The sequence below is a fragment of the Candidatus Thiothrix sulfatifontis genome, assembly GCA_022828425.1.
Classification (GTDB): Bacteria; Pseudomonadota; Gammaproteobacteria; order Thiotrichales; family Thiotrichaceae; genus Thiothrix; species Thiothrix sulfatifontis.
Window position 1 is genome coordinate 1,601,200 of sequence record CP094685.1, and the last position, 25,638, is coordinate 1,626,837.

The 25,638-nt window shown below is 52.8% G+C and carries 29 protein-coding genes; 16 read left to right on the forward strand and 13 right to left on the reverse strand.

What is annotated here, in order from left to right; translation table 11 throughout:
* Window positions 1-19 precede the first annotated feature (19 nt).
* From accD to L3K52_08380, 7 genes are all read left to right on the forward strand, one after another.
* Complete coding sequence (gene accD / locus L3K52_08350) at window positions 20-916, forward strand: acetyl-CoA carboxylase, carboxyltransferase subunit beta (GenBank protein UOG93722.1); 897 nt, start codon at window positions 20-22, stop codon at window positions 914-916.
* Window positions 913-2,130: a bifunctional tetrahydrofolate synthase/dihydrofolate synthase gene (folC, locus tag L3K52_08355; protein UOG93723.1), complete on the forward strand. Its 1,218-nt coding sequence runs from the start codon at window positions 913-915 to the stop codon at window positions 2,128-2,130. The genes accD and folC overlap by 4 nt, the downstream gene beginning before the upstream one ends.
* A 53-nt stretch (window positions 2,131-2,183) precedes the next feature.
* A complete protein-coding gene (locus L3K52_08360) occupies window positions 2,184-3,257 on the forward strand; it encodes an SPOR domain-containing protein (GenBank protein ID UOG93724.1) in 1,074 nt (357 codons plus the stop codon).
* Between the two features lie 5 nt (window positions 3,258-3,262).
* Window positions 3,263-3,778 carry a CvpA family protein gene (locus L3K52_08365; GenBank protein ID UOG93725.1) on the forward strand — a complete coding sequence of 172 codons (516 nt, stop codon included), beginning with the start codon at window positions 3,263-3,265 and terminating at the stop codon, window positions 3,776-3,778.
* 110 nt (window positions 3,779-3,888) lie between these two features.
* Entirely contained in the window at window positions 3,889-5,394 is a 1,506-nt protein-coding gene (purF, locus tag L3K52_08370; protein UOG93726.1) for an amidophosphoribosyltransferase, read from the forward strand.
* A gap of 13 nt (window positions 5,395-5,407) precedes the next feature.
* The gene (locus L3K52_08375) at window positions 5,408-6,043 is read left to right on the forward strand and encodes a L,D-transpeptidase (GenBank protein UOG93727.1); all 636 of its coding nucleotides are present in this window, start codon (window positions 5,408-5,410) and stop codon (window positions 6,041-6,043) included.
* Between the two features lie 3 nt (window positions 6,044-6,046).
* Window positions 6,047-7,228 (forward strand): O-succinylhomoserine sulfhydrylase, encoded by a 1,182-nt coding sequence (locus tag L3K52_08380; protein ID UOG93728.1) that lies wholly within the window; start codon window positions 6,047-6,049, stop codon window positions 7,226-7,228.
* On the opposite strand, the gene L3K52_08385 is transcribed toward L3K52_08380, so the two are convergent.
* From L3K52_08385 to fur, 5 genes are all read right to left on the reverse strand, one after another.
* Window positions 7,192-7,470, reverse strand: a complete 279-nt coding sequence (locus L3K52_08385) for a hypothetical protein (protein ID UOG93729.1) — start codon at window positions 7,468-7,470, stop codon at window positions 7,192-7,194. The two genes, L3K52_08380 and L3K52_08385, sit on opposite strands and share 37 nt — an antisense overlap.
* Before the next feature lie 338 nt (window positions 7,471-7,808).
* A complete protein-coding gene (gene hemE, locus L3K52_08390) occupies window positions 7,809-8,879 on the reverse strand; it encodes a uroporphyrinogen decarboxylase (protein UOG93730.1) in 1,071 nt (356 codons plus the stop codon).
* Window positions 8,880-8,920: 41 nt separating this feature from the next.
* Window positions 8,921-9,367 carry a GatB/YqeY domain-containing protein gene (locus tag L3K52_08395; GenBank protein UOG93731.1) on the reverse strand — a complete coding sequence of 149 codons (447 nt, stop codon included), beginning with the start codon at window positions 9,365-9,367 and terminating at the stop codon, window positions 8,921-8,923.
* Window position 9,368: 1 nt separating this feature from the next.
* On the reverse strand, window positions 9,369-9,584 hold the full coding sequence (gene rpsU, locus L3K52_08400) for a 30S ribosomal protein S21 (protein ID UOG93732.1): 216 nt from the start codon (window positions 9,582-9,584) through the stop codon (window positions 9,369-9,371).
* A gap of 72 nt (window positions 9,585-9,656) precedes the next feature.
* The gene (fur, locus tag L3K52_08405; GenBank protein UOG93733.1) at window positions 9,657-10,076 is read right to left on the reverse strand and encodes a ferric iron uptake transcriptional regulator; all 420 of its coding nucleotides are present in this window, start codon (window positions 10,074-10,076) and stop codon (window positions 9,657-9,659) included.
* 67 nt (window positions 10,077-10,143) lie between these two features.
* Between fur and L3K52_08410 the strand changes: the two genes are divergently transcribed.
* Window positions 10,144-10,473 carry an outer membrane protein assembly factor BamE gene (locus L3K52_08410; GenBank protein ID UOG93734.1) on the forward strand — a complete coding sequence of 110 codons (330 nt, stop codon included), beginning with the start codon at window positions 10,144-10,146 and terminating at the stop codon, window positions 10,471-10,473.
* 11 nt (window positions 10,474-10,484) lie between these two features.
* Here L3K52_08410 and L3K52_08415 read toward each other — a convergent pair whose 3' ends face one another.
* Genes L3K52_08415 through L3K52_08435 form a run of 5 tightly spaced genes read right to left on the reverse strand, consistent with a single transcriptional unit; the run spans window position 10,485 to window position 13,883 of the window.
* Complete coding sequence (locus L3K52_08415; GenBank protein ID UOG93735.1) at window positions 10,485-10,733, reverse strand: hypothetical protein; 249 nt, start codon at window positions 10,731-10,733, stop codon at window positions 10,485-10,487.
* Window positions 10,733-11,044: an RnfH family protein gene (locus L3K52_08420; GenBank protein ID UOG93736.1), complete on the reverse strand. Its 312-nt coding sequence runs from the start codon at window positions 11,042-11,044 to the stop codon at window positions 10,733-10,735. The genes L3K52_08415 and L3K52_08420 overlap by 1 nt, the downstream gene beginning before the upstream one ends.
* On the reverse strand, window positions 11,031-11,468 hold the full coding sequence (locus L3K52_08425) for a type II toxin-antitoxin system RatA family toxin (protein UOG93737.1): 438 nt from the start codon (window positions 11,466-11,468) through the stop codon (window positions 11,031-11,033). The genes L3K52_08420 and L3K52_08425 overlap by 14 nt, the downstream gene beginning before the upstream one ends.
* Window positions 11,469-11,476: 8 nt before the next feature.
* Window positions 11,477-12,322 (reverse strand): hypothetical protein, encoded by an 846-nt coding sequence (locus L3K52_08430; GenBank protein ID UOG93738.1) that lies wholly within the window; start codon window positions 12,320-12,322, stop codon window positions 11,477-11,479.
* Window positions 12,312-13,883 (reverse strand): AAA family ATPase, encoded by a 1,572-nt coding sequence (locus L3K52_08435; GenBank protein ID UOG93739.1) that lies wholly within the window; start codon window positions 13,881-13,883, stop codon window positions 12,312-12,314. Before L3K52_08435 ends, L3K52_08430 begins: the two co-directional genes overlap by 11 nt.
* 50 nt (window positions 13,884-13,933) lie before the next feature.
* Between L3K52_08435 and mrcB the strand changes: the two genes are divergently transcribed.
* From mrcB to tsaB, 4 genes are read left to right on the forward strand one after another with little or no spacing between them, the layout of a single operon-like run.
* Window positions 13,934-16,360 (forward strand): penicillin-binding protein 1B, encoded by a 2,427-nt coding sequence (mrcB, locus tag L3K52_08440; GenBank protein UOG93740.1) that lies wholly within the window; start codon window positions 13,934-13,936, stop codon window positions 16,358-16,360.
* 8 nt (window positions 16,361-16,368) lie between these two features.
* On the forward strand, window positions 16,369-16,911 hold the full coding sequence (locus L3K52_08445; GenBank protein ID UOG93741.1) for a tetratricopeptide repeat protein: 543 nt from the start codon (window positions 16,369-16,371) through the stop codon (window positions 16,909-16,911).
* A gap of 25 nt (window positions 16,912-16,936) precedes the next feature.
* Window positions 16,937-18,862: an ATP-dependent DNA helicase gene (locus L3K52_08450; GenBank protein UOG93742.1), complete on the forward strand. Its 1,926-nt coding sequence runs from the start codon at window positions 16,937-16,939 to the stop codon at window positions 18,860-18,862.
* On the forward strand, window positions 18,843-19,541 hold the full coding sequence (tsaB, locus tag L3K52_08455; GenBank protein ID UOG93743.1) for a tRNA (adenosine(37)-N6)-threonylcarbamoyltransferase complex dimerization subunit type 1 TsaB: 699 nt from the start codon (window positions 18,843-18,845) through the stop codon (window positions 19,539-19,541). Before L3K52_08450 ends, tsaB begins: the two co-directional genes overlap by 20 nt.
* Here the strand turns inward: tsaB and cysZ are convergent.
* Window positions 19,538-20,266, reverse strand: a complete 729-nt coding sequence (gene cysZ, locus L3K52_08460; GenBank protein ID UOG93744.1) for a sulfate transporter CysZ — start codon at window positions 20,264-20,266, stop codon at window positions 19,538-19,540. The two genes, tsaB and cysZ, sit on opposite strands and share 4 nt — an antisense overlap.
* Before the next feature lie 84 nt (window positions 20,267-20,350).
* Between cysZ and L3K52_08465 the strand changes: the two genes are divergently transcribed.
* The 4 genes from L3K52_08465 to L3K52_08480 are packed head-to-tail and all read left to right on the forward strand — an operon-like array spanning window position 20,351 to window position 22,103.
* Entirely contained in the window at window positions 20,351-20,716 is a 366-nt protein-coding gene (locus tag L3K52_08465) for an NAD(P)H-dependent oxidoreductase (GenBank protein UOG93745.1), read from the forward strand.
* 39 nt (window positions 20,717-20,755) lie between these two features.
* Complete coding sequence (hypA, locus tag L3K52_08470) at window positions 20,756-21,097, forward strand: hydrogenase maturation nickel metallochaperone HypA (GenBank protein UOG93746.1); 342 nt, start codon at window positions 20,756-20,758, stop codon at window positions 21,095-21,097.
* Window positions 21,097-21,846 (forward strand): hydrogenase nickel incorporation protein HypB, encoded by a 750-nt coding sequence (gene hypB, locus L3K52_08475; protein ID UOG93747.1) that lies wholly within the window; start codon window positions 21,097-21,099, stop codon window positions 21,844-21,846. Before hypA ends, hypB begins: the two co-directional genes overlap by 1 nt.
* A 41-nt stretch (window positions 21,847-21,887) precedes the next feature.
* A complete protein-coding gene (locus L3K52_08480; protein ID UOG93748.1) occupies window positions 21,888-22,103 on the forward strand; it encodes a hypothetical protein in 216 nt (71 codons plus the stop codon).
* Window positions 22,104-22,176: 73 nt separating this feature from the next.
* On the opposite strand, the gene L3K52_08485 is transcribed toward L3K52_08480, so the two are convergent.
* Window positions 22,177-24,948, reverse strand: a complete 2,772-nt coding sequence (locus L3K52_08485; protein ID UOG93749.1) for a DEAD/DEAH box helicase family protein — start codon at window positions 24,946-24,948, stop codon at window positions 22,177-22,179.
* 15 nt (window positions 24,949-24,963) lie between these two features.
* On the reverse strand, window positions 24,964-25,638 hold the full coding sequence (locus tag L3K52_08490) for a DUF4276 family protein (protein UOG93750.1): 675 nt from the start codon (window positions 25,636-25,638) through the stop codon (window positions 24,964-24,966).

Consider the following 25,638-nt stretch of genomic DNA (forward strand, 5'->3'; position numbering starts at 1 on the left):
CTAGGGGTAAACAGAATACATGAGCTGGTTTGAAAAACTGCGGCTGCCATCACGCATCCGTACCGATGCGACCAATACTGAAAAGAAGTCCATTCCTGAAGGGCTGTGGCATCAATGCCCATCCTGCCAAGCGGTATTGTACCGGGCGGAACTGGAACGCAACTTGGACGTTTGCCCCAAGTGCAATCACCACATGCGCCTCTCAGGGCGGCGGCGTTTAGAGGTGTTTCTCGACCCGCACGGGCGTGAGGAAATTGCTATCAATGTCGCGCCCATTGACATGTTGAAATTCCGTGATACCAAAAAGTACAAAGACCGTTTGCTGGCAGCGCAGAAAGAAACCGGCGAAAAAGACGCGTTGATTGTCATGAAAGGCACTGTTTTGAATGTGCCGCTGATCGCTGCGGCATTTGATTTCCGTTTCATGGGCGGGTCAATGGGGTCAGTGGTGGGTGAACGTTTTGTGCGTGGCGCGGAAGCGGCAATGGCGCACAAGATTCCCTACATTTGCTTTGCGGCGAGTGGCGGGGCGCGAATGCAGGAAGCGTTGTTTTCATTGATGCAAATGTCCAAAACCAGTGCGGTATTGACACGCTTGAGCGATAAAGGCGTGCCATTTATTTCGGTGCTGACTGATCCGACAATGGGCGGGGTATCGGCAAGTTTTGCGATGTTGGGCGATATTCACATTGGTGAGCCGAAAGCCTTGATCGGATTTGCCGGGCCGCGCGTGATCGAACAGACGGTGCGTGAAAAACTGCCGGAAGGTTTCCAGCGCAGCGAGTTTCTGCAAGAAAAAGGCGCGATTGATATGATTGTGCACCGGCGGGATATGCGCGCCACGGTTGCTGATTTGGTATCCCTTATGCAGCACAAGCCTTGCCCGATTAATACCACGGTGTTGGACGCGGTTTGAAGACAAAAACACTCGATGATTGGCTGCGTTGGCAGGAAACGCAATTTCTGACCGAAATCAAGCTGGGGCTGGAACGAATTCGTTGCGTGGCTGAGCGCATGGGCTTGCTGCACTTGCCCGTGCCGGTGTTGACAGTGGGCGGTACGAATGGCAAAGGCTCTACTTGCGCGATGCTGACCCGGATTTTGTCACTGCAAGGTTATAGCGTTGGCACTTACACTTCCCCGCATTTGTTGCGTTATAATGAACGCATTGCATTGAATGGCGTGCCGGTGCGCAATGCGGATATTTGTGCCGCGTTCGCCGCGATTGATCTGGCGCGTGATGACATTGATTTGACTTACTTTGAATTTGGGACGTTGGCGGCGGTGTGGTGTTTTTTGCGAGCCAAGGTCGATGTCATGGTATTGGAAGTCGGCTTAGGCGGGCGTTTGGATGCGTGCAATCTGTGGGACGCGGATGTCGCGATGATTACCAGTATCGGCATTGATCATGTGGAATGGCTGGGCGACAACCGTGAAGCCATCGGTTATGAAAAATCCGGGATTATGCGAGCAGGCAAGCCAGTAATCTGCGGCGACCCGCAACCTCCCGCCAGCATTGCCAGCGAAGCCGCCCGCATCGGAGCGCAGTTGTGGCAATACGGGCGGGATTTTAGCGCAGATAATGTGCCGCAACCCGCGTTAGTGGGCGAGGTGCAACGCCAAAATGCCGCCGTTGTGGTCACTGCTTTGCAACAATTGGCAGAAAAACTACCCGTTACCCCCGCCGTTATTGCCGAAGGCTTAGCCAGCGTGCGCCTCATGGGGCGGATGCAGCGCATATTAGCCGCGCCAGAAGTCATCCTTGATGTGGCGCACAACCCCCATGCCGCCACGCAATTGGCAGCATGGCTGAAAAAAAATCCAGTAAACGGCAAAACATTCGCAATTTTTTCTATACTTGCAGATAAGGATATTGTCGGCGTGTTGGAAATCATGGCAGCGCAAGTGGATGAGTGGCATGTGGTGGCCTTGTCGAGCAAACGCGCCCCGCGTCATCACGAACTGTTAGCGCTGATGCGAGCCACTGGTATCCGCCAGCCTATTCACGGGCACTCTGATTTCGAGCGTGCGTGGCATGTGATAGGTTTAAAGGCAAAAAAACAGGACAGAGTGGTGGCATTCGGCTCTTTTCTGGTAGTATCCGCCATGCTGGAAATAGATATTCGTTAACAGCACCAACCAACAGTTTTTGAGTGTCAGATTACAAAGGAGCAGTGAATTAAATGGATAATAAGGCTACAACCAAACGCATGATTGGCGCGGTCGTGTTGGTACTCGTTGCCGCATTACTGTTGGCATGGTTGCTGAAAGGCAAAAACCGTGACGGTCAGCAAGACATGGCAATGAATCAAACGGCTGAAACCAAGCCGATTCTGGGCTTCCCCGGCGTTGGTGGTGATGATCAAAAACCCACAATTATCGGCGATGACCCCAATGCGGTGGCTCAGCAACAAGGCGCTGGCATTGACGTTGCACAACAAACGCAAGATGCAGGCACCGCTCAACAAGCCGGTGGTCTTAATGTCATTCCGGGGGTTGAGGTTAAACTGCCGGATACTGTTCCTAATACCACGGGTTTTGATGTGCGCCCGGTCGCGGGCGACGAAGTGCGCGATGTGGTCGACACGGATGGCAAAGTGAAAGATGGCACGGGTAGCATGGGAACGGGCAATGCGAAAGCCGGTACGCCGCCAGTTGCCGCGCCAGTGGCTGAACAACAACCCGCGCCCGCTGCGACTAAAGCGCCGGTGGCTGAGACCAAAACCAGTCAAGCCGCTGCACCGTCTGCCTCTCAGAAAGATAAGCCTGCGGCTACGGCTGCACCTGAAGAGAAAAAGCCTAGCAGCAAAGTCGTGCTAGTGAATGAGAAGCCCGTACCGAGAGCCGTTTCAGAAGCCAGCGCTGCTCAGGCTGCTAAAAAAGCAGCGGAAGAAAAAGCGGCTGCTGCACTGGCTGCTAAAAAAGCCGCTGCCGAAAAAGCCGCTAAGCTTGAGGCTGAAAAAGCGGCTGCTGCTAAATCGGTTGCATTAGCGGCAGGTGGCGGCGCAGGCAATTTCACTGTTCAAGTGTTAGCCAGTGCGGACAAGGCGAAAGCAGATGCGGCTGCTGGCCCGCTGAAAGCAGATGGCTACAATGTCGCGGTATCAACGGCTACGGTTAATGGTAAGACTGTTTACCGCGTCAATGTCACTGGGTTTGCTGATCGCGCGGCGGCTGAAGCGGCGCAAGCGAAGATGAAATCGCGTTACAAGCAGAACGCAGCGATTCAACAAAGTTATGTGACTAGCAGCAAATAATAGCCATGACAGCAGATATTTTGGATGCAAGCATTATTGTCTTGATTGCTTTGTCAGCACTGATCGGGCTGATTCGTGGCTTTGTGAGAGAGGCGTTTGCCTTGATCACTTGGCTGGCGGCGTTGGGGTTTGCTTTTTTGTACTACGAGCAATTGGCGGTACACGTCCCGTTTGAGGGGCAGGGTAAATTGGGGCAAGTGGTGATTGCGTTCATCGTCATCTTTTTGGGTGTGTTGATTATCGGTTCTATTATCAATCACTTATTGAGTGCGGCGGTGTCTTCCGTTGGTTTGGGGGGCGTGGATTATCTGTTGGGTGGTGCGTTTGGTATTTTGCGGGGTGGCTTGATTGTCACGTTGTTGGTATTGCTGTTTAGCGCAGTGGGGAAGTATTCCGATGCAACGTGGTGGCGAGAGTCGCGGTTAATGCCGTGGTTTGAGCAAACCGCAGCCACGCTGAAGGAAATGATCCCCAATAAGCTCCCGGAAGAATTGCCCGGTATTTTTTCTAAAAAACCTTAGGGCTGGAAAGAATAGCGAGTGAATCATGCAGCCATGCGCTTAATCGTGCATGGCTGTTTTGTTTTGACAAGGTTAGAATATGACGTTTTCGTTTCACCGGAAGGGTTGATATGTGCGGAATTATCGGGATTATCGGTCATGAACCTGTTAATCAGGCCATTTACGATGGCTTGACGGTTTTACAACACCGTGGACAGGATGCCGCAGGAATTGTAACCAGTGATGGCAGAAAGCTGTATCTGCGTCGTGATAATGGCTTGGTGAAAGACGTTTTCAATGAACGTCACATGGCGATGCTGCAAGGTAAAATGGGGATAGGGCACGTGCGTTACCCAACGGCGGGGTCTTCGTCGTCAGCAGAAGCCCAGCCGTTTTACGTGAACAGCCCTTACGGTATTTCGTTGGCGCACAATGGCAACTTGACCAATGCGCATGTGCTGAAAAAAGAGCTTTACCGTCAGGATCGCCGCCAGATCAACACCGAATCCGATTCTGAAATTTTGTTGAATGTGTTTGCACAGGAATTGCTTAGCCAAGATGCCTTGCGGGTAATGCCGGAAGATATTTTTGCAGCAGTGGCAGGTGTGCATCGGCGTTGCAAAGGCGCGTATGCAGTGGTGGCGATGTTGACCCGTGATGGTTTGGTGGGTTTCCGTGACCCGAATGGGATTCGCCCTTTGGTGTACGGGATGCGCGAAACGCCATTGGGCAAAGAGTTTATGCTGGCTTCCGAAAGCGTGGCCTTGGATGTGCAAGGCTACCGTTTGGTGCGTGATATTGAGCCGGGTGAAGCCATTTTTATTCGCCCTGATGGTCAGGTGTTTACGCGCCAATGTGCGCAGAATCCCAGCTATAACACCTGCATTTTTGAGTACGTGTATTTTGCCCGCCCCGATTCCATCATTGACAATGTGTTTGTGCATAAAGCGCGGATGCGCATGGGGCGCAAAATGGCGGAACAGGTGATGCGTGAATGGCCGGATAATGACATCGATGTGATCATTCCGATTCCTGATACCAGCCGTACTTCGGCGTTGGAAATGGCGTATACCCTCGGCGTGCCGTACCGCGAAGGGTTTATCAAGAACCGTTACATTGGGCGCACCTTTATTATGCCGGGGCAGGCGCAGCGTAAAAAATCGGTACGCCAAAAGCTCAATTCGCTGGCGCTGGAGTTCAAGGGTAAAAATGTCATGCTGGTGGATGATTCCATTGTGCGCGGCACCACGTCTCAAGAAATTGTGCAAATGGCACGCGATGCCGGGGCGCGAAAAGTGTATTTTGCTTCTGCCTCACCGCCGATCAAGTTCCCGAATATTTACGGCATTGATATGCCAGCGGCGAAGGAACTTATTGCGCACGGGCGTACCGAAGAGGAAGTGGCGCGAGCCATCGGCGTGGATCGCTTGGTGTATTTGTCACTGGAAGACTTGATTGCGGCAGTGAGTAAGGGCAACCCGCGCTTGAAGGCTTTCGACTGCTCGGTATTCACCGGGCATTATGCCACCGGCGAAAACGGTGACTATTTTGCTGAATTAGAGGCTTTACGGAATGATGAACAACAAACCAAACGCGAAAAAAATATGGCTGCCATTGATATTTGCAACAGTGATTAACAGCGGGGCATTGATGGCTGAGTCAGAAGTGACGCCTTTAAGTTTGCCGCCACCATTGCCCGCGCCCGCAGCAGCGGTGGTAACACCCGCCGGTGATGAGCGTTTCACTGCGCTGCTCACGAAGTTGGCACAGGATTTTCCCGGCTATTCCACTGCGCGGGTATTGGTGGTGGATGCTACCGCCCAGACACTGATCTTGGTGGAAAACGGGCAGGCGGTGAATGAATGGGTGATTTCCACCGCCACCAGTGGCTTAGGCAGTGCCAAAGGTAGCCAGCAAACCCCTTTAGGTGTACACCGCGTGGCACAAAAGTTGGGCGATGGTGCGCCGTTGGGGGCAATCTTCAAAGCGCGGCAAAATACCGGGCGCATTGCACAAATTCTGACGGGTGCGGATGAGCGCAGCACCGCTGATAATGTTACCACCCGCATTCTGTGGTTGGATGGCTTGGAGCCGGGTGTCAATAAAGGCGGCGAGGTGGATTCGTATGAGCGTTACATTTACATTCACGGCACTGACGAAGAAGGCAGGCTGGGTAATCCCGCTTCGCACGGCTGCATTCGGATGCGCAATGCGGATGTGATCGACCTGTTCAACCGCGTGAACGAAGACACCTTGGTGGTAATTACGCAAAAACGTGAGGGTTAAACTTTGAACCATACTGAGTGGGAATTTGAAACACTGGCGGTACGTGCCGGGCATGTACGCACCAATGAAGGCGAGCATTCGGAAGCGATTTTTCCCACTTCCAGCTTTGTGTTCAGCAGTGCGTCGGAAGCGGCAGCGCGGTTTAACGGGACTGAGCCGGGTAACATTTATGCACGTTTCACCAATCCGACGGTGCGTTATTTTCAGGAGCGGCTGGCGGCGTTAGAGGGCGGGGAGAGTTGTGTGGCTACCGCGTCCGGTATGTCGGCGATTTTGGCAGTGATGCTGGGTTTGCTGAAAGCGGGGGATCACGTGGTGTGTTCGCGTGCGGTGTTTGGCACGACCACGCTGTTGCTGCAAAATATTATTGGTAAATTCGGGGTGGCATTTAGCTTTGTCGAGTTGACGGATATGGCGGCTTGGGAAGCGGCGTTGCAGCCGAATACGCGCTTATTGTTCGTGGAAACGCCTGCCAATCCGTTGACGGAAATTGTGGATATTCGTGAATTAGCGGATTTGGCACACCGTCACGGTAGCTTGCTGGTAGTCGACAATTGTTTCTGCACCCCGGCTTTGCAACGCCCGTTGGCATTAGGGGCGGATATTGTGGTGCATTCCGCCACCAAATATTTGGATGGGCAAGGACGGGCGCTAGGTGGTGCAGTAGTCGGTGATAAGGAGCGCGTCGGTAAGGATGTCTACGGTGTGTTGCGCAATGGCGGCATGACCATGAGTCCGTTTAATGCGTGGATTTTCCTCAAGGGGTTGGAAACGCTGTCGCTGCGGATGAAAGCGCACTGCGAGAATGCCATGCAGTTGGCGCAATGGTTGGAAGCACACCCGGCGATTGAGCGGGTACATTATCCGGGTCTGGTATCGCACCCCCAGCACGCACTGGCGCAACAGCAGCAAAGCGGTTTCGGCGGTATCGTGTCTTTTATCGTGAAAGGCGGGCAGGCAGCCGCTTGGCAAGTGGTGGATGCCACCCAAATGCTCTCCATTACCGCGAATTTGGGGGATGCGAAAACCACGATTACGCACCCTGCGACCACGACGCATGGGCGCTTAACCCCGGAGCAAAAAGCGCACGCGGGGATTGCTGCCGGTTTATTGCGGGTGTCAGTGGGTTTGGAGAGTGTGCGGGATATTCAGCGCGATTTGGCACAGGGGCTGGATGCGCTCTGAGGTAAGCGGAAGGCAGGCAGCTCGAATTCCTGCCTGACTTCGTTTAATTCTAAAAAAGTTTCTAATTCTTCAGGAATCAAGGCAAAGCGATAGCCGTCATCGCCGGGATAAGGTTCGGTATGGTCGCATTTGCCTTCGACAATTGCGCCGGGTATTTCGACGAAGGCTTGGCATTCCCGCTCAGGGTCATTTTCCAGAAAATGCTGGCAAAAGGCGCATACAGGAGGGAGTAGGCAGCTCATGAGAGAAATCCTTAAAATGTGATAGAAGAGCCATTGACAGTATAATGCAAAACGCTTGCCAAGCCACGTGGTTCCACGCCTGCACGTTTGATAAGTATTTGATCTTGATCGGGTAATAAGCTGCAAACTTGATCGCAGGCAGAGCAGTTAGATGGCACTAATCACATTTAATCGGCCGTTTATCGTTGTTGTAAAATTTACAATAACTTTAATGTCACCCAGACACTCAAAAGTGAGCGAGCCAGCATGAAAGCTCTGAATAGGTGTTCCTTGATCGGGTAGCAATATCTGGAGTATAGACATGGAAAAGCCGACATTACCGGTCAAAATTCTGTAACTCAGGCGGCGGTGTGGTATTGCTTGCCCAATTCATGCACGGCATCTACCAGCACGCCGACATTTTCGGGGTTGATATGCTGGTGAATCCCATGCCCCAGATTAAACACATGCCCAGAACCTTGCCCGTAACTCGCTAAAATATCAGCGACTTGCTGACGAATCACTTCCGGTGACGCATACAGCACACAAGGATCCATATTGCCTTGTAGCGCAACTCTGTCACCCACACGGGCGCGAGCGTCAGCAATATTAATCGTCCAATCCAGCCCCAAACCATCGCAACCCGTATCCGCCATTGGTTCGAGCCATTGCGCCCCGCCTTTGGTGAACAGGATGACAGGGACTTTGCGACCCTCATTTTCACGGGTCACGCCATCGACGATTTTCTGCATGTAACGCAGCGAGAATTCGCGGTAAGTGGCGGGTGTCAGCGAGCCGCCCCACGTATCAAAGATCATCGCGGCTTGCGCACCGGCGGCAATTTGCGCATTCAGGTAGAGGATAATGCTGTCGGCGAGTTTATCCAGCAGCAAGTGCAGGGCTTTGGGGTTGTCATACAACATGCCCTTCACCTTGGCGAATTCCTTGCTGGAACTGCCTTCCACCATGTACGTCGCAAGCGTCCACGGGCTGCCGGTGAAACCGATCAAGGGAACACGACCGTCGAGTTCGCGGCGGATGGTGCGTACCGCATTCATCACGTACTGCAATTCACCTTCAGGGTCGGGAATGCCGATCTTTTCAATATCCGCCATGCTTTGCACGGGGTTGGTGAAGCGCGGGCCTTCGCCTTCCGAAAAGTACAAGCCTAAGCCCATTGCATCGGGAACGGTGAGGATGTCGGAAAACAGGATAGCCGCATCCAGCGCGTAACGCTCTAGCGGTTGCAGGGTGACTTCGCAGGCAAGGTCAGCATTTTTGCACAAATCCATGAAGCTGCCAGCGCGGGCGCGGGTAGCACGGTATTCAGGCAAATAACGCCCGGCTTGACGCATGATCCAAATGGGCGTGGTATCGACGGGCTGTTTCAGGAGTGCGCGTAAAAAACGGTCGTTTTTAAGATCGGTCATATCGACACCCCTGAACTAAATGCGTAGAAGATTGGCGGGTATTAGCCGCCGAGACGGGCTTTGATCAGTCCGCTCACTTGCCCCATGTCGGTACGGCCTTGCGCTTTGGGTTTCAGCCAAGTCATGACTTTGCCCATATCGCGTACCGAGGTTGCGCCGGTTTCAGCCATCGCTTGTTGGATGAGGTCATCCAATTCGGCGGCGCTGAGGGGTTGCGGAAGGTATGCCTGGATAATACCCAGTTCATATTCTTCCTGCGCGACAAGATCCGTGCGGCCTGCATCGCCGTATTGGCGGATGGATTCGCGGCGCTGTTTGGTCATTTTGTCCAATACCACCAACACGGCGGTATCGTCCATTTCAATGCGCGTATCGACTTCTTGCTGCTTAATAGCTGATAGAATCAGACGAATCACACCAAGTTGCGCTTTTTCATGCGCACGCATGGCGGTTTTCATGTCTTCAGTGATTTGTGCCTTGAGGCTCATATCAGAACAAGCGCACACGGCGATTGAGGTCGCGGGAGATGCGCTTCAAATTGCGCTTCACAGCCGCAGCTCGCATACGCTTGCGTACCGAGGTCGGCTTTTCATAGAATTCACGGGCGCGAACGTCAGCTACAACGCCAGCTTTTTCACAGGTGCGCTTGAAACGGCGCAGAGCAACTTCAAAAGGCTCGGTATCACGTACTTTTACACTAGGCATACAAATCTGTCTCAAATCCACAATTGAGTAAAGCGCAAGATTATACCCGCCTGCCAGCCAAATGCAAAACATTCACGCTGTTTTATCGGTTTCTTCGACAAATTCGCCGTACAAGATCAAAGAATGGTCAGTGATGCGGAAGTTGTGTAGCTTTGCCAACTCCAGTTGACGTTGTTCAATGATCGGGTCATGGAACTCGATGACTTTGCCGGTTTTGACACACACCATGTGGTCGTGATGTTCCTCGGTCGCCAGTTCAAACACGGCTTGACCGCCTTCAAAGTGGTGGCGGTGCACCAAACCTGCGGTTTCAAATTGCGTGAGAACGCGGTACACAGTAGCCAAGCCAATTTCTTCGCCATTGCCGATGAGCGACTTGTAAATATCTTCAGCACTCAGGTGATGTTCGAGTGAACTGCTTAATAAATCAAGGATTTTAACCCGTGGCTGGGTGATCTTTAATCCGGCGCGTTTAATATCCTTCTCTTCCACTCTGCACTCTCCATCCTGAATAGTCTATTATGATGCCCATGTTTACTTTGGACGATATAAGACTAACATGATAAAGCCTATCATTTCACTTACCCTTGCTTCGGTTTTACTACTGAGCGGTTGCAGTTCCTACAAAATGGAAATTCAGCAAGGGAACTACATTACTCGCGAAGAGTTGGCATTGGTGCAACCCGGCATGAGTGCGGCACAAGTGCAAACGACGTTGGGTACGCCGCTGTTGGTGGATGATTTCCACAAAGACCGTTGGGATTATGTGTTTTACTTGAAATCACCGGATGGCACGGTGCAACGCAGCAGCGTCACGGTGTTTTTCCAGAACGGGGTGGTGCGCGATATTCGCAATGAAGTCGTGCCGGTCAACGTGAAAGCCAAGTAATGCTAATGCGTTTATAACCACTGCCGTAAATAAAAAATGTACTGCCCTTCTGATGATTTGGAAGGGCCTTGTACGATGGCAGCAAAGCGTTTGTCATCGCCGCTGGCAGCGACAAGGGCTGCGTCAGGGGTGGGATAGGCCGTGATGCAACTTGCTGGAAAGCGGTTGCGGCTGGTTTTAAATTTGGGCAGGTACACCGTCGCGTAAACGGTCTGTGATACACCTTCACCAGAGGAGTCGGGGGGAACCATGCCGCGCATTAGCTTTCACCTTTTTTCATGACTTTGCCTTCAGCCGCGCGTTGCTTGCGCACTTCTTTGGGGTCGGCAAGCAAGGGGCGGTAAATCTCAATGCGATCCCGTTCCCGCACGAGCGTGTCCAGTTTGGCGAGTTTGCCAAAAATACCGGCTTCCAATGTGTCCAGCTTCAACTCCGGGTAATGCTTCAGAATGCCGGAGGCTTGAATGCCGTCACGAATGCTACTGCCGTTCGGCACTTGCGCTTTCATGAGCAGTTGCTCATGGGGTAGGGGGTAAACCACTTCGATGTTGAGGGTATCAGGGCTTGCCATAAACTTTTTTCGCTCTTTCGACAAACGAATCAACCAGTGTATTGGCGACTTGGTTAAATACCGGGCCAACCACGAGGCTCAAAATTTTGTTGGAAAACTCGAAATCCAAATCCAGCGATACTTTGCAAGAGCCTGCTTTGAGTTCATCAAAACGCCAGCAACCGTGCAAATGTTGGAACGGGCCATCAATCAAGCGCATCTCAATGCTTTGATCGGGTTGCAAGCGGTTTAAGGTGGTGAAGCGTTTATTCACCGCGCCCTTGGCAATTTCGATGCTGGCTTTGACTTGCTCGGTGTCGCGCTGGTGCTCCACCGCCGTCCTGCACCAAGGTAGGAACTGCGGGTAGAGATTGATAGCGTCGACCAATTGGTACATTTGTGCCGGGCTGTAAGGCACCAATGCACTGCGACTAATGTGTGCCATGGTGGTGCTTACTGTGCCGCTGGAGTGGGTGCCGTTGGCGCAGATGCTGGTGCCGGTGGTGGCGCATCGGCGGGTTCAAAGATGCTGAAGTCAGCAGGTACGCTGAAATCAGCGTCGACCAAGGCTTCTTTCGCTAAACCGCTTAGTTCGCTACGTGGGCCTTCGGGCAGGGCTTGAATGCGCAAGGCCAAGCCTTCGCGGTGCAAGCTGGCGGAGCCTTCGGTCGGCGGAGTGATGCCTTGAGCTTTGGCGGATTCAATCGCAATGCTATCCATGTATTCAAACATGGTGACGAGCATTTTATGGTCAGCAGCATCCATGCTTTCAGTGCTGGCAATGCACACATCACGCGCAGGCTTGTTATTCATTTTGACAGTGGAAATGGTGCATTCCATGCCTTGAATGGTTTCTTTGCGGGCAGTTTTTTCCATGGTGATGGCTGGCGGTGGTGCTTTTATGGCGGCTTCGGTTTTTTGGATGCGCTCTTCAAGGGCTTTGCGCTGGTCTTCCGGCATGGAAACCATTTGCTTTTTCATGTCTTCTTTGAATTGATTCTGCATTTCGACCACTTTGGTCATGCGAGCGCGGATTTTATCCGGGTTGGTTTCAATGAATTGTTTGGTCTTGGTGTTGACGGTGTACAGCATTTTTTTGCTGTCATCATACAGCGAGTACACGTCACTGCCGACTTCCCCCATGCGCACTTTGTCGCCATTGATTTGAATCACGGTTTGGCGTTCTTGCGGGGCAAAGCCCGTGTCCGTGTAGGTCAATTTGGTGTCGGCGTGAGCAAGGCCGCTGATGCTAATGGACAGAGCAGTCATCAGGCAAAGTGACAGGGAATTAAGGTGCATTTTCGACTCCAGGTTTTTCTGAGCAATCAAGCAGCGCTTGAAGCTGCGCTAACGGTAAACTTTCATTGCAACGAACTGTTACACAAGGTTCATTATCCTGCAATGGTTTGTAGTGGGTTAATTGTTGCTGCAACACCGCAATGTCGGCATCAGAAGCATCCGTGCCGAGGTGTTGGCGTTGGGTGATATTGGCTTGCAATTGTGCGGGTGTGCCGCTGAAATGCAGAATTAAAAATCCCACGTGCAATTGTTGCGCTAAACGTTGGAAGCGTTGGCGTTGCGCAATATCTAGGAACGTGGCATCAACCACTACCGCGTAACCGTGCTGTAGCGCCAGAGTTGCCAGTTCCGCAAGCCGGTCATACGTGCGCGTATTCATGGCGGGGCTGTAAATAGTTTCGGCGGGTAGAACAGCGAGGCGTTTGCGTTCCACATCCGAACGTAATTGGATGTAACCCCATTGTTCCACCAGCGGGCGGCAGCCCCACGATTTGCCCGAACCGCTCAAGCCGTGCGTAATCAGCAAAGCAGGTTGACGCGCATGGGTGTAGCGCTCTGCCAAGTGCAAATAATCGGTGCAGTGTTGCAAACATTCCATGCGGGTAGCCGTGTCTTGCACCTGACTGCCGCGTAGCGCGTGAACTTTGGCACGTACCAGCGCCCGATACACTTTGTAAAAATTAAGCACCGGCAGCGCAGCATAATCACCACTGGCGCTTAGCCAAGCATTGAGCAGACGGTTAGCCCAAGCGGGTTTGCCCCGGTCTTCCAAGTCCATCAGCAGGAAGGCGGTGTCACTGGCGGTGTCAATCCAACGTAACGCTTCGTTGAATTCAATGCCGTCGAAAAACGTGATTTTGCCGTCAATCAGGGCTATATTCCCCAAATGTAAATCGCCATGACAGGCGCGAATATGCCCCGCTTGCTGACGTTGCAGTAAGCGGGCATGGCAGCGGGAATATTCCTGTTGCGTCCAAGTTTCCAGTACACTCAGGTGCGTTATGAGCGTTGGATCATGCAAATGCTGGCGCAATAGGACGAAATTTTGTTGCATCGGCGCGAGAATGTTGGCTGGTGTTCCCCACGGGCTGGTGCTCGGCGCACGTTCTGCTTGCTGATGAAATTGTGTCAGGCGGGTGGCGATTTCATCCATGTCATCTATTGGCAGGTGGTCAGCGGCTAACAGTTTGTCTAATTGTTGCGCGGGGTCGAATTGACGCATTTTGACCGCATATTCAACCACAGTCGCACAGGGTGTGGCGCTTGGCCCCAGTTGGTAAGTGTTGCCTATTTGCACGATAGGCACGACTTCTAAGTAAATTTGTGGCGCTAGACGGCGATTGAGGCGAATTTCCTCTTCACAATAATGTTGCCGATCAGCCAGTTGCGAAAAGTCGAGGAAGCCGAAATTAACTGGCTTTTTTACCTTATAAGCGAACGCGCCTGTCAGGAAAATGGTCGATATGTGGGTGTGAATTACGTGTATATTGTGCGTTGTATGGGGGTAGAATGCAGGGTTGCGCATTGCCTCCCACAGAGCGTCGGATGTGTGTAAGGACATGCCATGTCTCTGTATATGACCCGAAAAGATAAGCATAGCAGGAAAACAGTTTGAGTCAGGAAGTAAAACAGGAATCGGCATTACGGCGTTTCTTCAACGGGCTATGGTTTGCCATCACGCTGTTTGGGCGGGTGTTCCGTATCCTGCTGTTGGTTGCCATGGTATTGGGTTTGTTGCTGGGGATTGTGTACACCTTGGAGCTGGATGATAAGGTGCGCGAACAGTTTGAAGGACGGCGTTGGGAATTGCCCGCACGGGTGTTCGCCCGGCCCTTGGATCTTTACGCCGGTCAGCAGTTATTCGCGGATCATCTGGAACAAGAACTCAAATTACTCAACTACCGTTCTGTCGATAAGCCGATCGAAACCGGGCAATACCATCGCAACGGCAGCAAGTTTGTGGTGAATACCCGTGGTTTCCAGTTTGCCGATGACAAAGAGCCAGCGCGGAGTATCAATGTCAATGTTGCCAGCGGTAAAGTGTCAACACTGGCGTATGCCGATGGCAAAAATCCCTTGGATTTGATGCGTTTAGAGCCAGTATTGATCGGTAATTTCTACCCGCGTCAAAATGAAGACCGCGTATTGGTGCGCCAACAAGATGTACCTCCGTTACTGATTTCCGGCTTGGTAGCGGTGGAAGACAAAAAGTTTTACGAGCACCAAGGCGTTAATCCCATGGCCATTGGACGGGCATTGGTGGCGAACGTTAAAGCAGGGCACACCGTGCAAGGCGGCAGCACCTTAACGCAACAGTTGGTGAAAAATTTCTACCTCACCAATGAACGCAGTTGGCATCGCAAGCTTAAAGAGGCAACGATGGCCTTTTTGCTGGAAATGCGTTACACCAAACAAGACATTATGGAAGCCTACCTGAATGAAATTCATCTGGGGCAAGATGGCGACCGCGCGATTCACGGGTTTGGATTGGCGGCACAGTTTTACTTCAATCGCCCGGTGTGGGAGTTGAAACCCGATCAGATTGCGCTCTTGATTGGTTTGGCGAAAGGCGCGGGTTATTACGACCCGCGTTTGCACCCTGACCGCGCATTAACCCGGCGCAATTTGGTGTTGCAGGTGATGCTTAGCGAAAAAGTGATTACTCCCGCCGTGTATGCTGATGCATTAGCGCAGCCGTTGGGGGTTAATGAGAAAAAACCATCTGGCAATAGCCCGTTCCCGGCTTACTTGGATTTGGTGCGCCAGCAATTGCAGCGTGATTACAAAGAAGAAGATGTGCGTAGCCAAGGCTTGATGATCTTCACGGCGATGGATCCGATTGTGCAATTAACCGCCGAAACCATTCTGCAAAACCGGGTTAGGCGTTTGGAGCGGGCTGAACGTATTCCCAAAGGCAAGCTGAATGGCGCATTGATCATCAGCAGTGTGCAAGGCGGTGAAGTCATGGCGTTGGTGGGCAGCCGTGATGTGCGCTACGCCGGTTATAACCGTGCGTTGACGGCACAACGTCAGATCGGCTCATTGGTCAAGCCCGCGATTTATTTGGCAGCGTTGGGGAATCCCAAAAAATACAATCTGGCAACCCGCATCAGTGACGGCCCGGTGACGGTGAAATTGGGCGCGAAGAAATTCTGGCAACCGCGCAATTACGACCATTCCAATATGGGTGCGGTGACGTTGTTGCGAGCCATTACGTTGTCGCGCAATACCCCTGCTGTGCGTGTCGGTGTCGGTGTGGGAGTGGATAATATTGTCCAAACGTTGCACGATTTGGGCATTGCGGGTGAGATTCCGGCTTATCCCTCGATTTTGCTGGGGGCGCTGGAAATGGCACCGATTGATGTCCAGCAAATGTACCAAACGTTGGCATCCGGCGGTTCGTATTCGCCGTTGAAAGCGATTCGTAGCGTGATGAATCCGCGTGGGCAAGTATTGACCCGCTACCCGCTGACGGTGAAACAAGTTGCCAGCCCCGAAGCCGCCGATTTGCTGGCGTATGCCCTGCACCGCGTCACTGTCGAGGGAACCGCTAAAGAGTTAGCATCGACACTGCCCAGTTGGAAAAAAGTAGCGGGTAAAACCGGCACGACCAACGACAAAAAAGACAGTTGGTTCGCCGGATTTTCCGGGCAACACGTGGTGACGGTATGGGTCGGGCGTGATGACAATAAACCCACCAATATGACCGGCGGTACGGGTGCGCTGAAAGTGTGGTCGGATTTATTCAAAGTGTTGCCGACGAAGCCGCTTCAGGTCGCCAGTTCTTCGCGCTTGGTCTGGGTTGATGTTGACCAGTCTACCGGGCTGCGGTTTAATCCGGCCTGCGGTAAAGCCATCCGTACTCCGTTTATTAAGGGTACGCAACCGCAGCAAACCAGTTATTGTGCGCCACCCAAGCCAGTCGAACCTGTTGCGCCTGCGACTGCCCCCGCTGCTGCCGCACCCGCTGCGCCTGCCGCAGCTCCGGCTAAGCAGCCATCGGATCGTTCTGGCTGGATTGATGATTTGATGCGATGAGAGTAATCATGACCCTGAATCCCCGTTATTTTGTCGGCATCCCTGTTGCCTTAGCAGGCTTATTGTCGGCCTGTTCCCCGAACCCCATGGTCTTGCAAGACCGGGTATCTGCGGTGCGCCCGGTGACAGTGCCGCCGAGTGTGTCAACACCCGCGCCCGCCGCAAAACCTGAACTTAACAGCAGCAGCGAAGTGGTCATTCCTAAAAAACCTGTGGCGTCCGCTGCACCCAAGCCCAAACCGATTGTGCCAGTCGCGCCAACCGAGGTGATTAGTGCTGCACCGTCTGTCCCCGAACCTGTCGCAGTGCTAACGCCTAAAGCTTACCCAAGCTCTCCGGCGGTCAAAGCCTTAGTGAAAATGGCGGATGCCGAAGCAGCGGGTGGCAATCTCGACAAAGCCGCCGATACCCTAGAACGCGCCTTGCGCATTGAGTCTGACAACCCCGATATATGGTTGAAGCTGGCAAAAATTAATGAGCGTCAAGGCAACCGTGAACAAGCCGCCAATATGCTCAGCAAAGCCAAGACTTATCAGGAGCAGCTCAATTAGCACGTCTGACCAGTCTCCGCTGCCGTTGGAACAGGGTGATTTGCTGGGTGAGTCTGGCCCGTTTGCGCAATGGATTGACGGCTTCCAAGCCCGCCCGCAACAGCAAGCCATGTTGCAGGCGGTGCAAACTGCCCTGAAAACCCAAGGCACTGCGGTGATTGAAGCAGGCACGGGCGTTGGCAAAACCTTTGCTTACCTCGCACCCGCTCTGTTGTGTGAGGAGCGGGTGATCATCTCCACCGGCAGTAAAACCCTGCAAGATCAGCTTTACCACAAAGATTTGCCTTTGGTGCGCAAAGCGTTGAAAAGTGCCGTCAAAACCGCTTTGCTCAAAGGCCGTGCTAATTACTTGTGTTCCCACCGCTTAAAAACGACCTTGGACGAAGGCCGTTTGCCGGATCGTAAAAGTGTGACCTGGTTGCACCGGATTCGTGATTGGTCGGAATTGACCAGTCAAGGTGATATTGCCGAGCTATCTGCCGTGCCACACGATGCGGAAATTTGGGGGCGGGTGACATCCACCACCGAAAATTGCTTGGGGGCGGAATGCGGTGATTACCAAGAATGCTTTGTGGTGAAAGCGCGGCGGGCAGCGCAGGAAGCGGACATTGTGGTGGTGAATCATCACTTGTTTTTCGCGGATATGGCGCTTAAAGAAGAAGGTTTTGGCGAATTGCTACCGCAGGCGAACGTGGTGGTGTTGGATGAGGCGCACCAATTGCCAGAAATCGCCTCGGCATTTTTCAGCGACACGTTTAGCAGCCGTCAGTTGTACGATTGGAAACGCGATACGCTGGTGGAGGCGCTGGAAAATGCTTCCGATATGCCGCAAATCCGCGAATTTTTGGATCGGCTGGAAAAAGCAGTGATGGATTTGCGGTTGGCAATGGATACGCCGGGGCAACGAGCGCCGTGGATTCGGATTAGCACGCAACCCGGCATTGTCCAGCACATGGATGCGCTTGAAACCTGCATGACCGATTTGGCAGCATTGCTGGAACACGCCGCTGAACGTAGCAAAGGCTTGCAGTCGTGCTACGAACGTTTGTTGGAACAACAAGCACGGCTGGCACGGCTACACGCACCCGCGCCGGATACGGTGCAATGGTTTGAAACCTTTACCCGTGGTTTTGTGATTACCACCACGCCGTTGGATGTCGCCGTTCCCTTTAAAAAGTGCATGGCGGAATTGCCCTGTAGTTGGGTAATGACGTCGGCAACCTTGGCAGTCGGGCAGTCATTTGAGCATTTTAACCAGCGCATGGGGCTGGATACTGCCACCACCTTGCAATTGGATAGCCCGTTTGATTATTGGCACAACTCCTTGCTGTATTTGCCGCCTAGCTTGCCAGAACCGCAAGATGCTGATTTTGTGTCCGCTTTGGTGGAGGCGGCGATTCCGGTGATTAAAGCCTGTGGCGGGCGCACGTTTATGTTGTTTACCAGTTATCGGGCATTGAATGAGGCGGCGGAATTGCTGCAAGACCGTTTTGAGTATCCGTTGTTGATTCAAGGCGAATCACCGCAGCGCGATATGATTGAGCGCTTTCGGGAATTGGGCAATGCGGTGTTGCTGGGTACGGCGAGTTTCTGGGAAGGCGTGGATGTGCGCGGTGAAGCCTTGAGTTGCGTGATTATTGATAAGCTGCCATTTGCTGCACCCAACGATCCGGTGACAGAAGCGCGGTTGGATAGCATCCGCAAGCGCGGCGGCAATCCGTTCGGTGAATACCAGATTCCGCAGGCGGTGATTACCTTGAAGCAAGGGGTCGGGCGGCTGATTCGGGATCAGCAGGATCGCGGGGTGCTGATGATTTGCGATATTCGTTTGCGTACCCGCAGTTATGGCAAAATTTTCCTCGATAGCTTGCCGCGTATGCCGCGTACCCAAAAATTAGACATTGTTGAACGGTTTTTCGCCGGGAATTTGCATGAAATTACTAGCCCTTGATACCTCGACCGAAGCTTGTTCTGCCGCTGTGTATGCGGATGGTGCAACTTTTTGCGAATTTGAATTGATCCCACGAGCGCACACGCACAAAATTTTGCCGATGGTGGAAACCGTGCTGGCGGCGGCGGGCTTGCGTTTGACGGATGTGGATGCGCTTGCGGTCGGGTGTGGCCCCGGCGCATTTACGGGGATTCGGATTGGCGTGGGTGTGGCGCAAGGCTTGGCAATGGCGGCGAATAAGCCGGTGATTGCGCTGTCTACCTTGGCGGCATTGGCGCAGCAGGCATACCTGCAACACGGCGCAACGCAGGTATTGGTGGCGTTGGATGCACGCATGGGTGAGGTGTATTGGGGGCAATATGCGTTGCAGGATGGGCTGATGCAGTTGCAGGGTGTGGAGCAAGTGTGCGCTCCGGCGGATGCACCGTTGCCGGAAACGGCAGGTTGGTTTGCGATTGGGCATGGTTGGTCGGCTTACCGCGAGGTGTTGCAAGCGCAGTTTGGCGATAAATTGAGTGGGATGGATGCGGAATCGTTACCGGCGGCGGAATTCATGTTGCCGTTAGCCGTCGCGGGTTGGCAAGCGGGCAGAGCCGCCGCGCCAGAAGCGGCGCAGCCGGTTTACTTGCGGAATAAGATTGCGTTGACGACGCAGGAACGGTTGGCTGCCAAATTTTAACGGTTTGGTGCAAGCGTCTTGACCCATAACGCTGTGCCGCCCGCTACGCCCACGGGCATTGCAAAGAAATTCAGTACAGGAATCGCGGTCATCAACGATAGCAGCCAGCCAAATCCCAGCGCTTCGCTGCGATGCTTTTTCAATGCTATCAATTCATCCTTGAAAAATAGGTTGTGGTTGCCCATCGGGTAGTCGGCGTATTCAATCGCCAGCATCCATGCGCCAAACAACGTCCACGCGACGGGGGCGATGATATTGATGCCGGGAATCACGGTGACAATCAGCAGCAAAATAAACCACTTACCCATGTACCACAGCTTGCCGAGTTCGCTGCGAAAGGTGCGCACGATCAGCGCGGGCAGGCTTTTGTAGCCCTCGAATTCGGGGACGGGCTGTCCGTTCAAACGTGCTTCGACCCGTTCGGCTAGTACCGAATTGAACGGTGCGGCAAGAATGTTGGCGACGATGGAAAACACGTAAAACACCACGAAGAAAATCAACACGGCAAACACCGGCCACAGCAACCATTCCAGCCAGGTCAACCAGCTCGGCAGCAGGCGTGTCATCCAGTAATCAAGTTGCGCGGTTGCCAGCCAAATGCCGCCAGAAAACAACACGCTATTGATCAACAATGGCACAACCACAAACGGACGGATGCCTTGCTGCGTAATGAGTGATAGCCCGCTAAACACGTAGCCGAAGCCTTGGAACAATCCCGTTATCATTGTGTATTCCCTATTCTCAATAGTGATGGTGTGACTATACTGTAGCGTATTTAGCAAACCGTTTTAAGTTAAGGAGTTTTAACCATGCAGCCATTCATGCAAGCGATGAATTTCCGCCATGCCTGTAAAAAGTTCGAGCCGACTCGTCAGATTGCGGCGGATGATTTTCAGCAGATTCTGGAATTTGGGCGCTTGTCGCCGTATCTGAATACTTTTGGGTGGAGTTCCAAGCAGTGTTATATCGCGCTGGCGAATATGCTGACGGGGGCGGCGAGCATGGGGATTGATTCTTGCCCAATTGAAGGCTTCTCGAAATCGGGGGTGGAGGCGTTGTTGGGCGTGGATACCAGTCAGTATGGGGCAGCCGTGGTGGTGGCGTTCGGCTATCGTGCGGGTGAACAGCCCGCGAAGTTGCGTCAGCCGTTGGCTGATTTGGTGGAATACCGTTGAGTTTAGCAGCACGGGCTATACTCAGGGTGGAGGTTCGTGATGCATGAAATGTCTCTCTGCGAAAGCGTGCTGCAAGTGCTAGAAACCGAAGCGCAACGCCAGTCATTCAGCCGCGTCAATACGGTATGGTTAGAAATTGGCGTCATGTCGGGCGTAGAAATTGAAGCGATGCGCTTTTGTTTTGATGTAATCGTGCGCAACACGCTTGCCGATGGCGCTACACTGGAAATTATCGAAGTCCCCGCTGAGGCATGGTGTTTGGAATGTGCGCAAACAGTCAGCATCCAGCAGCGTTACGATGCCTGCCCGCACTGCGGCAGTTTTCAGCTACAAGTCATTCGCGGGGAAGAAATGCGCATTAAAGAACTGGAGGTGACGTGATGTGTACGGTATGTGGATGCGGAACAGACTCGGCGGAACATTCCCTGATTCGTGGGCAGAGTCATAGCCACGCGGCGGGTTTGAGCAGTGCGCGGATGGTGCAAATCGAGCAAGACATCCTCGGCAAAAATAACCAATACGCGGCGCAAAATCGCCAGTGGTTGGCTGAGCGCGGTATTCTGGCGCTCAATTTGGTTTCCAGCCCCGGTTCGGGCAAAACCACTTTGCTGACCGAAACCCTGACTCGCTTGCAGGGCAACGTGCCGATGGCGGTAGTGGAAGGCGACCAGCAAACCAGCAATGATGCTGACCGCATTCGTGCCACGGGTGTTCCCGCTTTGCAAATCAATACAGGCAAAGGTTGTCATTTGGATGCGCACATGGTTGGGCACGCGCTCGAATCTCTGCCTATCGCCAACGGCGGCATTCTGTTTATCGAAAACGTTGGAAATTTGGTTTGCCCTGCGGCGTTTGATTTGGGTGAGGCGCATAAAGTCGTGATTCTTTCCGTCACCGAAGGCGAAGATAAACCGATCAAATACCCCGACATGTTCCACGCGGCGGATTTAATGATCCTCAACAAAATCGACTTGCTGCCGTACCTGACTTTTGATGTGGCAAAGTGTGAAGAATACGCACGCCGCGTTAACCCCACTATCCAGATTCTGCACGTTTCGGCTACCAGCGGCGCAGGCATCGCGGCGTGGATCGACTGGTTAATTTGTGCCAAACCACCAATTCAAGCATAATCCAAGCTCTATTAAATCAATGTCAACAAGGAGAATGGATCATGGCAGAATGGCGTAAAGTGGCTAAAGGCTTTGTACTGGCTGATGGTCATATCAGCATCAAAGAAGTCGATATGCTGCGCGAACTGGTGCTGAAAGACGGCGCGGTAAGCAAAAGCGAGCTGGACTTCCTGAAAGAAATCAAAGCAGAAGCCAAAACAGCGGTGAAAGTTCTGGATGATTTGATCACTGAATGCGAAGCGATGGTCGGCAAGTAAGCCAGCCGCGTTTCTCGGATGGATAAAGACGGCGGCGCAAGCGATTGTGCCGCCGTTTTTTATTGCAGGGATTTCACCAATGCCCCACAAACTCCCCAAACCCATTCGCCTTGGTAAACTGCACGTCGTTTTCCATCGCGGCAAAGTGCGCCCGTCCGCATTTGATCTTGCCGTCTTCCACCGGGCGCAGCGCGTCGGACAGCAACGTGCCTTTGGTTTCCACCACAAAATACAGCCGCTCCTTGCCGTCTTGTTCCACCAACACTGCCCAGTCGGGATTGTAGGTGCCGAGCGGGGTATCAATCTTGAACCAGCCGGGGAGTTTGGCGTAAAGCTTCACGTCCTCACTCTGCTCCATACCCAAAGCAAAGCTGGCTTCCACATCGGAGTCATACACCACATGCTCATACACGCATTTGGTGGCGGCCTGCATATTGTCGTTGAGGTAGCCGCGCAATTCCGCCGATTCAAACAATTCTTGGGCGTAGAAATGCCCATCACCGATTTTGTGGTATTTGATGCCGTCCACCAGTGCCAAGCGCATGGCTTGCTGGATAATGGCGGTGGCCTGTTCGATAAACTTTTGCGGGTTGCTTTTGAAGTCTTTCAGGCGGTCTGAGCGTTGCAGGATGTCAATCACGCTGCGGCGCGTCAGGTTAGTGGCATCCTGTAAGTAGGTCACGATGTCCGGTAAGGTGTAATCACGCAGGTCGTAGACGTAGGTTTGGGTTTTTACGTCTGTGCCTGCGATTTCGCTACGGTCAATGTGGAGCTTGGCTTCAATGGATTCAAAGCGGGTTTTACCCACGATCATCTCACCCAGCTTGCTGGCGCAAGTGTTAATCAGGTTTTCAGGGGTGAAATTCACCCGGTAGGTGGTCTGGTGTTTGATGCGATCCCACAGCGCGGTGAATTCAGGGCTGAGGTAAACCTGTTTATTGAGTGCTACGGTTTGCCTTGTGTCGGCGTTTTTGATGTGTTTTTTTACATCAAAACGGATACCTGCATCCTGCTCGTATTCACGCTGAAGCTGTAAAGCGAATGCTTCGTAGGACTCGTTTGCCATGACGGTCAGCGTATTGACGGTGAAACCTTGGATGCGTTCGCCCTGCTGGTTGACCGCCAACCGCAAGCCGCGCCCGATTTCCTGACGCTTTTTTAGGGTGGAAGCGGTTTCATTGAGGGTGCAAATCTGGAACACATTGGGGTTGTCCCAGCCTTCACGCAAGGCAGAATGCGAGAAGATGAAGCGCAGTTTGGAATCGAAACTGAGCAGCTTTTCCTTCTCCTTCATGATCAGGTTGTAGGTGCTTTCGTCTTCAGCCGTTGTGCCGCTGCTGTCCTTGAAACGGATCAGGCTATCCGGGTCGCCTTTTTTGCGCTTGTCGGCGGAGAAATAGCCGTCATGCACTTTGCTGACTTCCGCCGTTGGGTCGATTTCGCCGAACAGGGATCGGTATTTTGGCTTGGCTATCAATGCGCGGTATTCGGCTTCAAACCATTGCGCGTATTTGCCGGGGACAACATTACCCGCTGCGTCGTAGCTGCGGTAATTGGCTACGCGGTCGATGAAAAACAGGCTCAGGACTTTGATACCCATGGGGTTCAGGAGCAGTTCGCGTTCCAGATGTTTTTCGATGGTCTGGCGGATTTGCAGGCGTTTACGCGCATCTTCATCCACATCGCCAATGGCCTGCCCTGGCTTAAGGATGTCGGGCTTGCTGGTGAAGTCGATGTATTCGCTGCCCGGTGTGCAAACGATGTCGTTGATGATGTAACCGTCGTACAAGTCACGCCCGCCGGAAACTTCCAGCAGGTCAGCCCCGGCTTTGAGCTTTTTGCTGATACGTTTTACCCCGCCGCCTTTTTGCAGTGCGTCCAGTTCTATGGTGGCGGTAATGGGTGACTTGCGGTTATCGACGCTGAGCAACTTGAGGTAGGCTTTGTTATGCCCGTCCTGCACATTTAGGGATTTGACTTCGATTTGCTTGACCAGCTTTTGCTCGAACGCATCAATCGCGTCCAGCTTGTAGAGCATCTGGTGCTTGTCTGCGTGGGTGGCGGAATAACGCAAGGTACACAGCGGGTTGAGGCTGGCAATCGCTTCCTTGGCTTTGTCGGTTCTGTCCACGCTTTGCGGTTCGTCGATAATCACAATCGGGCAGGTGTCGCGGATGAATTCAATTGGGCGTTGCCCGTTCAATCGGTCGTCAGCACGGTGGATCAGGTTGGCTTTGGTTTCTTTGTCCGGGTCGCTGAAGCTTTTGCGGAAGGCATCAATGTTGATCACCATGATTTGCACGTAGTCGCTGGTGGCGAAGCTGCGCACCTGTTCGCGCTTTTGCGAGTCGTAGATGAAGTAGTCGTAGCGGATGTTCTGGTACAGGTCTTTGAAATGCGTGTTGGTGATTTGCAGCGATTTGTACACGCCTTCCTTGATGGCAATGGACGGCACGACGATGATGAATTTGGTGAAGCCGTAACGCAGGTGCAACTCGAAAATGGAACGCAGGTAGACGTAGGTTTTGCCCGTGCCGGTTTCCATTTCAACGGTGAAATTCAGGGCTTTTTTATCCAGCTTGCTGGTTTGCTTGAGGCCGTTTTGGAGTTGTACGCGGCGCACGTTGTCCAGCAATTCGTCCTCCAGCAACATCAGGCGGTTGCCGATGCCGTATTCGCTGGCGGCGGCAGTTTGCAGCAGGTCGCCTTGCCCGCGTCCGTTGAAGACGGGTTTTGACGTAACCGTGAAGGTGGTTTGGGTGGTTTCCTGCCCTTCAAATACGCCGAGGATGGCTTCTACTGCCTGTTGCTGGTAGGCAAGGCTGCTGTCGAACTGGATTTTCATGGTTATCTTTTAGCCTTATTCATGCAGCAATTTCTCAAGCCCTGTTTTGAATGCATTGAAACTGGGAGAGACGTTCTGGTTTATATCCATATGTGGAGTAATGCGTGCAGCCCATTGGCGTTTTTGTGCCGATACGGTTGGTGAGCGTTTACCCTTATTTTGCAAAGCCTGTAAGCCGCCGGGATGTATAGCTTCCGCTAACCATTCCCATGTTCCGCAAATGGAATCCTGTTGGTAATTTTCGAGTATATCCAATTTGGCATCAGGATAAGCGGCACGAATAGCAGCCACATCACCTAAAAACCATGCTTCCAGTTCCTCAATGGCAATGCGGAACAAAGCATTGGGTGGCGGTTCACATACCTTGAGGATGTCCACTAAGGTTTGTTTGAAGGCGATACAATCCGGGCGGTTATCCAGATCGACCAACACCAACACGGCACTGACAGAATGATCCCCCAATGCCAGCCGTTTGCTGTAACCCCTTAAGCGGTCAGGCAGGTTATGCAACAAAGTGCGGTCTTTGGGGTTGGGCGCAGCAAACAAATCATCCGGGAGCTTACCAATCCCCTGATGAGGATGTATTTTCCATGTATGGGGTTCACGGTATTTACCCAATATTTGTTCCAGAATACCAGACGATAGCGCGGTATTTTCGGTCTGACCCTCGACCAGAATTTCAAAGTGCAT